This window comes from Streptomyces mangrovisoli, from assembly GCF_000974985.2.
Classification (GTDB): Bacteria; Actinomycetota; Actinomycetes; order Streptomycetales; family Streptomycetaceae; genus Streptomyces; species Streptomyces mangrovisoli.
Genome location: NZ_LAVA02000082.1, coordinates 40,548 through 53,103, shown reverse-complemented (window position 1 = coordinate 53,103; position 12,556 = coordinate 40,548). Strand labels below are relative to the sequence as shown.

Sequence of the window (12,556 nt, the reverse complement as noted above, 5' to 3'; positions counted from 1 at the left end):
CCCCAAAGGTGATCACCCATGCCCACACGCACCTCGTCCGACTCCCTCCGCGCCTCCCAACTCGACGTCGCCGACGCCCTGCTGGCCCTCCTGCGGGACACCGGCACCGAGGACCGGCCCGACGACCAGCTGACCGCCCTGACCCTCGCCGTCGCCGCCGACCTGCCCGTGCTGCTGTGGGGTGAGCCGGGCATCGGCAAGACCGCCGCCCTGACCCAGCTCGCCGACACCCTGGACCTCCCGCTCACCACGGTCATCGCCAGCGTGCACGAACCCTCCGACTTCTCCGGGCTGCCCGTCATCGGCGACGACCCGGCGCGCCAGGGCGTGCCGATGGCCCCGCCCGACTGGGCCGTACGCCTGGTCCGGGCCGGCCGCGGACTGCTCTTCCTCGACGAACTGTCCACCGCGCCGCCCGCCGTACAGGCCGCCCTGCTGCGGCTGGTGCTCGAACGGCGCATCGGCGCCCTCCAACTGCCGCCCGGTGTGCGGATCGTGGCCGCGGCCAACCCGCGGGCCTCGGCCGCCGACGGCTGGGAGCTGAGCCCGCCGCTCGCCAACCGCTTCGTGCACCTGCGCTGGACCCACGACCACGACGTCGTCGTACGGGGCCTCGGCGGGACCTGGCCCCGGGCGGCCCTGCCCCGGCTCGACGCCGACGCGCTCCCCCAGGCCGTGGACCGGGCCCGCCGCGCCGTGACCGGCCTGCTCGCCGCGCGCCCCGCGCTCGTGCACCGGCTGCCCTCCGACGAGACCCGGCGCGGCGGCGCCTGGCCGTCCCCGCGCAGCTGGGAGATGGCCCTGTGCCTGATCGCCTTCGCGACCGCGGCCAAGGCATCCCGGGACGTGCTCGCGTTGCTCGTGCGCGGCACCGTCGGGGACGGCCCCGGCCTCGAACTGCTCGCCGCGCTCGACCGGATGGACCTGCCCGACCCCGAACTGCTGCTCGCTGAACCGGAGTGCGCCGAGCTGCCGCAACGCGGGGACCTGCGCCAGGCCGCCCTCGACGCCGTGGTGGACGCGGTCCGCAAGCGGCCGGAGAAGGCCCGCTGGGACGCCGCCTGGTCCCTGCTGGTGCGCGCCGTGGAGACCGGCGCCCCCGACCTCCTGGTCGTGCCCGCCACCACCCTCGCCACGCTGCGCCGCGAGGACTGGGCCGTACCGGCCGCCATGGAGCGGCTCGCCGGGGTCGTGGCGGTCTCCCGGGGCGCGGACCGGGCGGGCACGCGGGCCGCGGCGCTCACCGCCCGGGCGAGCCGATGACGGTACCCGCGCCGCGCGCGCTGGACGAGGACAAGCTGTTCACCGCCCGCCTGCACGCCGCCCGCGCCCGCCCCTACCTCGCGACGGCGCTGTTCGCCCTGCACACGGTGGAGTCCCGGCAGGTGCCGACGATGGCCGTCGACCGGCACTGGCGCTGCTACGTCTCCCCGGCCTTCGTGGACCGCACCTGTGTGACCGACCTCGCCGGGGTGTGGGTGCACGAGGTGTCCCACCTGCTGCGCGACCACCACGGGCGCGGCGACCGGGTCGCCAGGGAACGCGGGCTGACCGGGCCCGGCGAACGGTTGCGCATCAACATCGCCGCCGACTGCGAGATCAACGACGACATCTACGGCGACGGACTCGTCCGGCCCGCCGGCGCGGTCGACCCCGCGGCCCTGCTGCTGCCCGAGGGCATGCTCATGGAGGACTACCTGCGCCTGTTCACCCTGGGCCCGCGCACCCAGGAACTGGCCTGGCTGGACTGCGGCGGCGGCGCCGACGGCCTGGCCCGCGAGTGGGAGCTCGGGCCCGACGGCGCGCACGGCCTGAGCGAGCAGGAACGTGACGCGGTGCGGTTCCGGGTGGCGCAGGGCATCACCGGGCGCCCGGGAGACGCCCCGGAGGGCTGGCGCCGCTGGGCCGAGGAGGCCTTCCACCCGCCGCAGCCGTGGCGGGAGTTGCTGGGCGCCGCCCTCCGGTCCGCGGCCGCCGCGCCCGGCGTCGGCGAGGACTACACCTACGGCCGCCCGGCCCGCCGCGCGGCGGGCCTCCCGGGCGTCGTGCTGCCCAGCCTGCGCCGCCGTCCGCCCCGCGTCAGCGTCGTCATCGACACGTCCGGCTCGGTCAGCGACACCGAGTTGGGCAGCGCGTTGCTCGAAGTGGCGGCGATCGCACGGGCCCTGGGCGGCCGGCGCGACCTCGTCACCGTGGTGCCGTGCGACGCGGCGGCCCGTGTCGCCCACTCCCTGTGCCACGCCGGGGGCATTCCGCTGATCGGTGGTGGCGGCACGGACCTGCGCACCGGCTTCGCCAAGGCCCTGCGGTCCCGGCCCGCCCCCGACGTCGTCGTGGCGCTGACCGACGGCCAGACCCCCTGGCCCGCCGCCCGCCCGCCGTGCCGCACGGTGGTGGGCCTGTTCCGGCGGGACGACCGTACGACGTCGTGGAACGAGGAGGACCCGGACTACGTGCCCGACACCCCACCGGACTGGGCACGCGTCGTGGGCATCGGCTAGCGGAACCGGTGATTCCGTACGCCCCTGTCCGAGTCATGAAATGTCGTGGACAGCGTCGCGGGGCCCGGCGAAGGATGATGGCCGCGGACGGGGGCGTCCCGCCCGGCGGCTGACGAGGGAGACGAATCGGATGTCCGAGAACGGCAAGGTCTGGCTGATCACCGGGGCGAGCAGCGGGTTCGGGCGGGCCCTCGCGGAGGCCGCGGCCGCCGCGGGTGACACGGTGATCGGCACGGCCCGGCGGCCCGAGGCGTTGGCGGAGCTGGCGGCCGCGCACCCCGGGCGGGTCGAGGCGGTCGGCCTGGACGTCACCGACGGCGGGCGGATCGACGCGGTGGCCGCCGAGGTCCTGGCCCGTCACGGCCGGGTGGACGTGCTGGTGAACAACGCCGGACGCACGCAGGTCGGCGCGTTCGAGGAGACCACCGACGCCGAACTGCGCGACCTGTTCGAGGTGCACGTGTTCGGCCCGGCCCGGCTGACCCGCGCGCTGCTGCCGGGGATGCGCGAGCGCGGCAGCGGATCGATCGTGAACATCAGCAGCCTCGGCGGACAGCTGTCCTTCGCCGGGTTCTCCGCCTACAGCGCGACGAAGGCGGCCCTGGAACAGCTGTCGGAGGCGCTCGCCGACGAGGTCGCGCCGTTCGGCATCAAGGTGCTGATCGTGGAGCCCGGTGCCTTCCGCACCAATCTGTTCGGCTCGAACGCGGCCTACTTCTCCACCGAGCACCCGGCGTACGCGGAGACGGCCGGCGCCACCCGCAGGATGGTGCGGGGCGGCGACGGCAGCCAGCCCGGGGACCCGGCGAAGGCCGCCGCGGCGATCCGCGAGGCCCTGGACGCCGAGCACCCCCCGCTGCGACTCGCCCTCGGCGGCGACGCGGTGGACGCCATCGCCGGGCATCTGGACGCGATGCGCGCCGAGCTGGTGGCGTGGGAGAAGGTCTCCCGCGCCACGGACTTCGACACCCCGTGACCGTCCCGTCCCGTCAGCCGTGGTCCGTCCGGCATCAGCCGTGGACCGACAGCACGTGCCAGTGCCACGGTTCGAGCGACACGAACAGGCCGGACTGGGCCAGTTCGTCGCCCGAGCGGGCGTAGACCGAGTCGTCCAGCAGACCGGACAGGGTCCACTCGCGGCCGCGCAGATCGTCGAAGGGGAGACCGACCCGCCCCTGGGACGGGTGGTCCGCGAAGTTGACGACCACCAGGGTGCGCTCCGGGCCGTTCTCCCAGCACCAGGCGAGCAGATCGCGGTGGGTTTCGTTGTCCGGCCACCCCGTGACGTCCAGCGGACGCCAGTCGCCGGTCCGCACGGGCGCGACCGCCGCGACCAGCCGGTCGTGGAAGGCGCGCAGCGACTCGTCGGCCGGCTCCTCGGGCCGCCGGGAGAGGAACACCGGCACCCGCACCCGGCGCCCCTCGAACTGGCCCTCGTGCCAGAGGGTGGCGCCGGGCAGGGTGGCGACGGCGACGGCCGCCGCGCGCTCCCGCGCGCCCGGCAGGACGGCGGCGGCCCGGGGCTCGTCGTGGTTCTCCAGGAAGCGCACGAGGCCGCGCTGGTAGTCGAGCCCCGCCTGGAGATGCCCGCGGACGGCGGCGGCGTCCTCGTTCACCAGGCGGTCGTAGAGCCGCTTGTCGTAGCAGTGGTCGAACCCCTGCTGCTGGAGCGCCCATTCGAGGTCCCAGTACGCCTCGGCGACGAACAGCATCTCCGGATGGCGTGCGCGGACGCGGGGGATGACGTACGGCCAGAAGTCCTCCACCGGGGCGTCCCCGGCCCGGTCCCCCCAGGTCTTCGCGAAGACGTCGTTCATCAGCAGCATCGCCATGTCGCAGCGCACGCCGTCGGCCTGGTCGCCGATCGAGACCAACGTGTCGACGAGGGCCTCGCGCAGGTCGTCGCTGAAGGCGTCCAGCTGCACCACGTCCGGCCAGGCCGGGAAGTAGGGGTCCCGGCCGCGTGCGAAGACCCGGCCGCCGACCTCGAGGAAGCCGCCGGGGTCGCGGGCGAGGTCGTCGGCGGTGCCCTGGACCAGGCACGACGGGCGTCTGGTCAGCCACGGATGGTCGGGGGCCACATGGTTGGGCACCAGGTCGAGGATCAACCGCAGCCCGCGCGCGGCGAGTTCACCGCGCGCCACGGCCAGCCCCGCGGGCCCGCCGAGCCGCGCGTCGACGACGTAGTCGCGTACGCAGTACGGCGATCCGGCGATGTCGGCCGTGGTCAGGCCGGGCAGCGCCTGCCGGAAGGAGGAGAGCAGTTCCTCGTTGCCGAGGGCGATCTCCAGACCGGCCGGGCTGCGCTCCCACACACCCATGAGCCACACGGTGTCCACGCCGGGCCGCGCGACCTCGTCCCACACCTCGCCCGGCACCTCGCCCAGGGTGACCGGGTGGCCGTAGCGGGCGGTCAACTCGCCCAGCCAGAGCAGGGTGTTGATCTCGTAGATGACGGTCATGACAGCGGCTCCTCGCGCAGCGCGCCCCAGTCGCCCGAGCCGACGACATGGAACAGGGTGGCGGTGACCGCCGCGAGGCCCGTCCAGCCGGTCTGGTGCGAGGCGCCGAGGCCCGCGCCGTTGTCGCCGTGGAAGTACTCGTGGAAGAGGATCAGGTCCTTCCAGTGCGGGTCCTTGGCGAACTTGGGCTGCGCGCCGTGCACCGGGCGGTGGCCGTCGGCGTCCTTCAGGAAGGTCGAGGTGAGCCGGTCGGAGATCTCACGGGCGACCTCGTACAGGGTCAGCTGCCGCCCCGAACCGGTCGGGCACTCCACGGTGAAGTCGTCGCCGTGGTACGCGTGCAGGTTCAACAGGGCCCGCAGCAGGAGGATGTTGACCGGGAACCACACCGGGCCGCGCCAGTTGGAGTTGCCGCCGAACATCCCCGAGTCGGACTCGGCGGGCAGATAGCCGACGCCGTAGCTCTGGCCGTGCACGTCGAAGGTGTACGGGTGGTCCGCGTGGTACTTCGACAGGGAGCGGATGCCGTGCGGTCCGAGGAACTCGTCCTCGTCGAGCATCCGGTGCAGGATCCGCCGCAGCCGCTCCTTGTCGAAGAGCGCGAACAGATGCCGCCCGTCCTCGCCCGGCCGGAGTCCGCCGCGGGAGGCGACGAGGTCGGCCACGGCCGGATGCCGCTCGATGAAGTCCTTGGCGCCGCTGACGAGTTCGGGGAAGCGCCGGTCGGTCCAGCCGCCCACCACGCTGGTCGCGGCGAGCGGGATCAGGCCGACCATGGAGCGCACCTTCAGCCGGGTCGCGCCGCCGTCGGGCAGCCGCAGCACGTCGTAGAAGAAGCCGTCGTCCTCGTCCCACAGCGAGGTGTTGTGCTTGCCGATGCGGTTGGCGGCGACGGCGATCCACGCGAAGTGCTCGAAGAGCGTCTGTGCCTGCTCGACGTAGACCGGGTTGTCCACGGCGAGCTCGACGGCGATCTCCAGCAGGTTCTGGCAGTAGAGGGCCATCCACGCGGTGCCGTCGGCCTGGTCGAGGCTGCCGCCGGTGGGCAGCGGGGCGCTGCGGTCGAAGACGCCGATGTTGTCCAGGCCGAGGAAGCCACCCTGGAAGACGTTGTTGCCGTCGGCGTCCTTGCGGTTGAGCCACCAGGCGAAGTTCTTGGTCAGTTTGTGGAAGGCGTTCTCCAGGAACACGCGGTCCCCGCGCCCGGTGCGGTGCTTCTCCAGCTCGTACACGAACAGCACGGCCCACGCGTGCACGGGCGGGTTGACGTCGCCGAAGTTCCATTCGTACGCCGGGATCTGCCCGTTGGGGTGCAGATACAGGCGGCGCAGCAGCAGTTCCAGCTGGGACTTGGCGAACCCGATGTCGACCATGGACAGGGCGATGGTGTGGAAGGCGAGGTCCCAGGCCGCGAACCAGGGGTACTCCCAGGTGTCCGGCATCGACATGACCTCGTCGTTGACCATGTGGAACCAGGCGCTGTTGCGCAGCCGGGGGTCGGCGGCCAGCGGGTCGGCGCCGTGCTCCGCGAGCCAGCGCTCGACGTCCAGGTAGTAGTACTGCTTGCTCCACAGCATCCCGGCGAGCGCCTGCCGCACGAGCCGCCGCTCGTCCTCGCCGAGGGTGTCCGGCACGACGCCCTCGAAGAACACGTCGGCCTCGGCGCGGCGCACCTGGAAGATCTCCTCGAAGTCGGCGAAGGCGTCGCCGACAGCGGTGTCGGTGAGCCGCAGCCTGACCGTGGCGCTGCCTCCGGCGGGCACGGTGAGCCGGTGGTGGACGGCGGCCTTGGTACCGGTGTGGCCGGGGTCGACGGCGTCCCGCTCGCCGTGCACCACGCAGCGGTCGATGCCGTCCTTGACGTACGGCGTCGCGTTCGGGGTGCCGAAGATCCGCTCGTCGTTGGTCTCGTTGCCGGTGAACAGGACCTCGCTCGCGCCGGAGAAGTAGAGCCGGCGGGTGCCCAGCTCCTCGTGGTCGGCGCGCACGGCCCCGGGCTCCAGGCCGAGGCTCGGCACCGCCGTGCCGCCCGCCCAGGACCAGGTGTGCCGGAACCACAGGGTCGGCAGCAGATGCAGGTCGGCGTCGTCCGGGCCCCGGTTGTGCGCGGTGATCTCGACCAGCAGGTCCTCGGGTCCCGCCTTCGCGTACTCCACGAAGACGTCGAAGTAGCGGTCCTCGTCGAAGACGCCCGTGTCGAGGAGCTCGTACTCGAACTCGTCCCGCCCGCGGGAGCGGTTCGTGGCGAGCAGGTCCTCGTAGGGGAAGGCGTTCTGCGGGTACTTGTAGAGGTACTTCATGTACGAGTGCGTGGGCGTGGAGTCGAGGTGGAACCAGTACTCCTTCACGTCCTCGCCGTGGTTGCCCTCGGCGTTGGTGAGGCCGAACATCCGCTCCTTGAGGATGGGGTCGCGGCCGTTCCACAGGGCGAGCGCGAAGCACAGGCGCTGCTTGTCGTCGCTGACGCCCGCGATGCCGTCCTCGCCCCAGCGGTAGGCGCGCGAGCGGGCCTGGTCGTGGGTGAAGTACGACCACGCCTCGCCGTCGGGGCTGTAGTCCTCGCGGACCGTGCCCCACTGCCGCTCGCTCAGGTACGGTCCCCAGCGACGCCAGGCCGCCTGTCCCGCGTCGGCCTCCGCCAGCCGCAGCCGTTCCCTGTCCGCCGTGCCGTCGTCGTTCGTCATCGCACGCCCTCTCGCGCCGGATCCCTCCTCAGACTCGGCGCTCCCGCGTCCGGTCGCAACGATTCCGGCGTCAGGCGGTCCGTGTGGGTGAGGGACGGGCGCGGGGCGGTGGCGCCGGGGTTGTGCGGGACGGTGGCGGCAGGGGTGCCTGCGGGGCGTGGGGCGTCAGGGGGTGGCTGCGGGCCGGGCGGCGGCGTGGGTCAGCCGCCCGACTGGAAGATCACGTCCGGGCGGTGCGGCGGCGTCCCGGGACGCGGGCCGTCGCGCTCGCCGCCCCGCCGTCCCGCGGCGGGCAGCGACGTGCCGGCCGGGTGCGGGATGCGCAGCAGGAGCAGGGCCGCGTCGTCGTGCAGCCGTCCGCCGACATGGGCGAGGAGTTCGCCGTGGAGCGCGGACAGGGTCCGCACCGGCTCGTCGGAGACATGCCGGGCGAGCCCCTCGGCGAGCGGATAGAAGTCGCGGGCGTGGTTGCGCGCCTCGGTGACGCCGTCCGTGTAGAGCAGCAGCTGATCGCCGTCCCGGAAGGGCAGCACATGCAGGTTCGGGTCCTCGCCGGTCAGCCCGCGCAGGCCGAGCGGCGGGGTCGGCAGGGCCGGCTCGACCGGTACGACGGCGGAGTCCCGCACCAGCAGCGGGGGCGCGTGGCCGCAGTTCACCACCTCCAGGCGCCCCTCCTTCGGGTAGCCGGCGACGACGGCGGTGACGAAGTCGTCGGGGCCCAGGTTCCGGGCGAGGCTGCGCTCGATGCGGCCGACCACCTCCAGCAGGTCCGGCTCGTCGTAGGCGGCCTCACGGAACACGCCGAGCACGAGGGCGGCGGTGCCGACGGCGGGCAGGCCCTTGCCGCGCACGTCGCCGACGATCAGCCGGACCCCGTAGGGGGTGGGCAAGAGGGCGTAGAGGTCGCCGCCGATGCGGGCCTCGGCGGCCGCGGCGCTGTAGCGCACGGCGACCTGGAAGGGGCCGACGACCGTCGGCACCGGTTGGAGCAGGGCGTGCTGCGCGGCCTCGGCGACGGACCGGACGGCGGCCAGGACGCGTTCCCGGCGCTCGCGCAGCCAACTGGCCAGCGCGCCGGCCAGGGTCACCGCGACCACGGCGGCGAGCATGATCGTCAGCTCGTGACTGGGCGCGTTGTGGCGGGTGCCGAGCGCGGCGCCCAGCGCCACGGCCAGCAGTCCCACGCTCAGCACCCCGCGCGGGGTGCTGGTGGTGGCGGCGAGTGCGGGTGCGGCGGCGAGCAGGGGAACCCAGCTGAGCCCCGAACCGTTGACCAGGTCGATGACCGCGACGGCCAGGACGATCAGGAGGGGGAGCGCCGGGGTGCCGGAGCACAGGTGCACGGCGGCACGTATCCAGGGAGGGGCCGCCGGGTCGGTCGCCGCCGTCCGGATGCGCCGCGCGGGCCAGTGGTCGCTGCCATGGTCTCGGGCCTGGCTCATGTGCTGTCGGAAGTCCTCGCCTGTGGGCACGGCATGCGGCGGCCCCCGGGCGTCGCATGCGCTCGAAATGTCTGTTTCCCATAGGAAACTCTGTTCGGGCCCGCTCGGACAAGCCGAGGGATTTCAGATACTGAGCGACAGACTCCGCGTGACGCGCTCCGCGGCGGGCATGAGGTGGCTGCGGACCTCCTCCAGCCGGGACAGCCGGTCGGCCCGCATCGACACCCCGAGCGAGCCGAGGGTGGAGCCGCTGTAGACCGGCACGGCGACACAGACCGTCCCGAGGGCGTACTCCTCCAGATCGGTGACGGCCGGGGCCATGGGCGCGTCGGCCAGCCGCCGCAGCAGCTCCGGCCGGTCCGTGATGGTCCGCGGGGTGAGGTCGGCGAGGTGGTGCCGGGAGAGGTAGTCCGCGCGGGCCTCCTCGTCGAGCTCGCGCAGCACGGACTTGCCGAGCGCGGTCGCGTGCCCGGCGTCCTCGAAGCCCACCCACAGGTCGACCCGCGGCGCCCGGGGCCCGTCGACGATCTCCGCGACCCGTATCTCGCCCTCCTCGTAGAAGGTGAGGTACGCGGCGGTCGACAGCTCGTCGCGCAGCCCGGCCAGGGTCGGGCGGACCCGGCTCAGCAGCGCCTGTTCGCGGCCGGCCGTGTTCAGTCCCTGGATCTTGTCGCCGAGGATGAACCCGCCGTCGTCGAGCTTGCGCGCGTATCCCTCGTGGACCAGCGTCCGCAGCAGGTGGTAGGCGGTGGCCAGGGGCAGTCCCGTCTCACGGGCGAGCTGTTTCGCGGGCGCCCCGTTCTCGTGCGCCCCCATCGCCTCCAGCAGGCGGAACGCCCGCTGGACCGAGCCGATGAGCGTGGGACCGTCGCGTGCCATGGGTCAAGCCTGCGCCGGGGGCCCGGCGGCGGCAAGACGGGGCCCGGCGGGGGCGCGGCGGTGACGAGACGCGGGCCCGACGGGGCGCGGCATGGGCGAGACGCGGGCCTGGCGGGGGCGAGACGGGAGGCTGGCGGCGGCAGGACGGAGGCGGCGGGACGGGCGGCCGGAGCCACCGGCCGTCCGGCCACCGGCCACCGTCCGCCCGGCTCACCGGCCACCGGCCCGCCGTCCGCCCGGCCCACCGGCCACCGTCCGCCGCGGCGTACGGCCGGCCGGGGCGTCGTACCCCTACACGGCACGGGCGACGAGCAGCGCCACGTCGTCGTGGTCGTCGGGGTGCCGCAGCCCGTACAGCAGCAGGTCGCAGGTCTCCTCCAGCGGACGCCGCGGATCGTCGAGGAAGCCGAGCATCGCGTCGAGCCGGTCGTCGATGGCGTCGCGCCGGGTCTCCACCAGACCGTCGGTGTACAGGACCAGCAGATCGCCCGGACCGAGCTCGACGGTGCTGGTCTCGAAGGTGATCCCGCCGACGCCGAGCGGCGCGCCCGGGGGCAGGTCGAGCAGGGCGGGCGGCCTGCCGGGCCGGGAGACCGCGGGCGGCATGTGCCCGGCGTTGGCGATGCGGCACGTGCGGGTGCGCGGGTCGTAGACGACGTAGAGGCAGGTGACGATGTAGTGCTCCAGATCGCAGGTGATCTTGTCGAGGTGCTGGAGCACATCGCCGGGATCCAGGTCCAGATCGGCGTAGGCACAGGTGGCGGTGCGCAGCCGCCCCATGGTGGCGGCGGCGTCGATGCCGTTGCCCATGACGTCGCCCACGACCAGCGCGGTCTTGTCGTCGGTGAGGGAGATGACGTCGTACCAGTCGCCGCCGACCTCGCTGGTGGCCTGCGCGGGCTGGTAGCGCGACGCCAGCTCCAGACCGGTGCGGTGCGGCGGATGGTCGGGCAGCAGACTGCGCTGGAGGGTCAGCGCCGTGTTGCGCACGCTCTGGAACCAGCGCGCGTTGTCGATCGCGACGGCCGCCCGGCTGGCCAGCTCACCGGCCAGCACGACGTCGTCGTCGTCGAAGGGGACCGGATTGCGGGTCCGCTTGAGGTCCAGCGCGCCGAGCACCTCGCCGTGGGCGATCAGCGGCACCGCGAGGTAGGAGTGCACACCGGCCTGCGCGAGCAGCGCCGTGCCCTCGGCGTCCCGGGCGATCCGCGGCAGATCCCGCTCGCCCACGTGCCGGACCAGCACCGGACGGCCGGTGTGCACGCAGAGGGTGACGAGCCGGTCCCCGTCGTACGACGCCAGATCGCCCGGCGGGTCGGCCGCGCGCAGCGCGACGGTGGGATGGGCCGCCTTCAGGGCGAGGGCGCGGAAGAGTTCCGGGCCGTTGTCCGGCTTGCGCGACTGCCGGCAGGCGAGCGCCGCGTCGAGGACGTCGACGGCGACCACGTCCGCGAGCTCGGGCGTGGCGATCTCGGCCAGCTCGCGCGCGGTCTGCTCCACTTCCAGGGTGGTGCCGACCCGGGTCGAGGCCTCCGCGACCAGGGCGAGGCGCCGCCTGGCCCGGTCCGCCTCGGCGGCCGCGCGGTGCCGCTCGGTGACGTCGACGACCGCCACCGCCGCGCCCAGCACCCGTCCGCCCGGGTCCTCCAGCCGGTAGAACGAGAGCGACCAGGCGTGCTCGTGGTCGCGGTCGGCCGGCGGTCGGCCCACGTGGTACTGGTCCAGCAGCGGCGTGCCGGTGGTGAGCACCTGGCGGATCGCCGACTCGACGGTGTCGATGTCGGGAAACGGCAGCGTCTCGCGCAGCCCGCGTCCGATGTGGTCCTCGGCGGGGATGCCGTCGATGCGCTCCAGAGCGGGGTTGACCAGGAGGTAGCGCAGATCGGGGCCGAGCAGGGCGAGACCGATGGGCGACTGGTTGATCAGCCGCTCGCACAGCGCGAGGTCGGTCTCCACGCGTTGCAGCAGGGTGTGGTCGGCCGCGAGGCCCAGCGCGTAGACGTCGCCCAGGTCGTCGAGCAGCCGCATGTTGCGGAACTCCGTCAGCCGGGTGCTGCCGTCCTTGCGCCGGATGGGGAACGCCCCGGCCCAGCTGCGCCCGGTGGCGAGCACCTCGGCGAACAGGCTCACCACGGCCTTGAGGTGTTCGGGGTGGACGAACAGCCGCGCCGCGTACTCGCCCAGCGCCTCCTCGGCGGTGTAGCCCCACAGCTCCTCGGCCTGCGGGGTCCAGAACACGATGCGCCCGTTGGCGTCCAGGACCACGGCGGCCACGCTGAGGACGTCGAGCAGACCGGTCGCACGGGGCGACCCGGCACCGGGCTCCCCGGCTCCGGTCCCGAAGGATTCGGCCGTCATCGCAGGTCCTCCTCCGCCGGGACCCTCGTGCCGCCCGGCCTCTCCATCGTGCCCCCGGTCCTGCCCGCACGCCGCTCCGGCGGCTGTGTGACGGGCGACGGGCGGTCGTACGCCGTGCGCCGTCGCCGTGCACCGTGCACCGTCCGGCGAGCTACGAGCTGCGGGCTGTGGGCGGCGTGGCATGGCATGGCCGCGGGTCGCGCCCCGGCGGGCGGCCCGACCGGGGCGCG

General features: G+C 73.9%; 8 protein-coding genes. 3 read left to right on the top strand and 5 right to left on the bottom strand.

Annotated elements, in window-relative coordinates:
• The first annotated feature begins 18 nt into the window (after positions 1–18).
• From WN71_RS29100 to WN71_RS29090, 3 genes are all read left to right on the top strand, one after another.
• Positions 19–1,263 carry an AAA family ATPase gene (locus WN71_RS29100; protein ID WP_046592377.1) on the top strand — a complete coding sequence of 415 codons (1,245 nt, stop codon included), beginning with the start codon at positions 19–21 and terminating at the stop codon, positions 1,261–1,263.
• The gene (locus WN71_RS29095) at positions 1,260–2,501 is read left to right on the top strand and encodes a vWA domain-containing protein (RefSeq protein WP_046592376.1); all 1,242 of its coding nucleotides are present in this window, start codon (positions 1,260–1,262) and stop codon (positions 2,499–2,501) included. The genes WN71_RS29100 and WN71_RS29095 overlap by 4 nt, the downstream gene beginning before the upstream one ends.
• A 130-nt stretch (positions 2,502–2,631) precedes the next feature.
• Positions 2,632–3,477 carry an oxidoreductase gene (locus tag WN71_RS29090; protein WP_046592375.1) on the top strand — a complete coding sequence of 282 codons (846 nt, stop codon included), beginning with the start codon at positions 2,632–2,634 and terminating at the stop codon, positions 3,475–3,477.
• Between the two features lie 34 nt (positions 3,478–3,511).
• Here WN71_RS29090 and WN71_RS29085 read toward each other — a convergent pair whose 3' ends face one another.
• From WN71_RS29085 to WN71_RS29065, 5 genes are all read right to left on the bottom strand, one after another.
• Positions 3,512–4,963 carry an alpha-amylase family protein gene (locus WN71_RS29085; RefSeq protein WP_046592374.1) on the bottom strand — a complete coding sequence of 484 codons (1,452 nt, stop codon included), beginning with the start codon at positions 4,961–4,963 and terminating at the stop codon, positions 3,512–3,514.
• Positions 4,960–7,647 (bottom strand): MGH1-like glycoside hydrolase domain-containing protein, encoded by a 2,688-nt coding sequence (locus WN71_RS29080; protein ID WP_046592373.1) that lies wholly within the window; start codon positions 7,645–7,647, stop codon positions 4,960–4,962. Before WN71_RS29080 ends, WN71_RS29085 begins: the two co-directional genes overlap by 4 nt.
• Positions 7,648–7,847: 200 nt before the next feature.
• Positions 7,848–9,089 carry a PP2C family protein-serine/threonine phosphatase gene (locus WN71_RS29075; protein WP_079178189.1) on the bottom strand — a complete coding sequence of 414 codons (1,242 nt, stop codon included), beginning with the start codon at positions 9,087–9,089 and terminating at the stop codon, positions 7,848–7,850.
• Between the two features lie 123 nt (positions 9,090–9,212).
• Positions 9,213–9,968 carry an IclR family transcriptional regulator gene (locus tag WN71_RS29070; RefSeq protein WP_046592372.1) on the bottom strand — a complete coding sequence of 252 codons (756 nt, stop codon included), beginning with the start codon at positions 9,966–9,968 and terminating at the stop codon, positions 9,213–9,215.
• 291 nt (positions 9,969–10,259) lie between these two features.
• Positions 10,260–12,326, bottom strand: a complete 2,067-nt coding sequence (locus WN71_RS29065; RefSeq protein WP_046592371.1) for a SpoIIE family protein phosphatase — start codon at positions 12,324–12,326, stop codon at positions 10,260–10,262.
• Positions 12,327–12,556 lie beyond the last annotated feature (230 nt).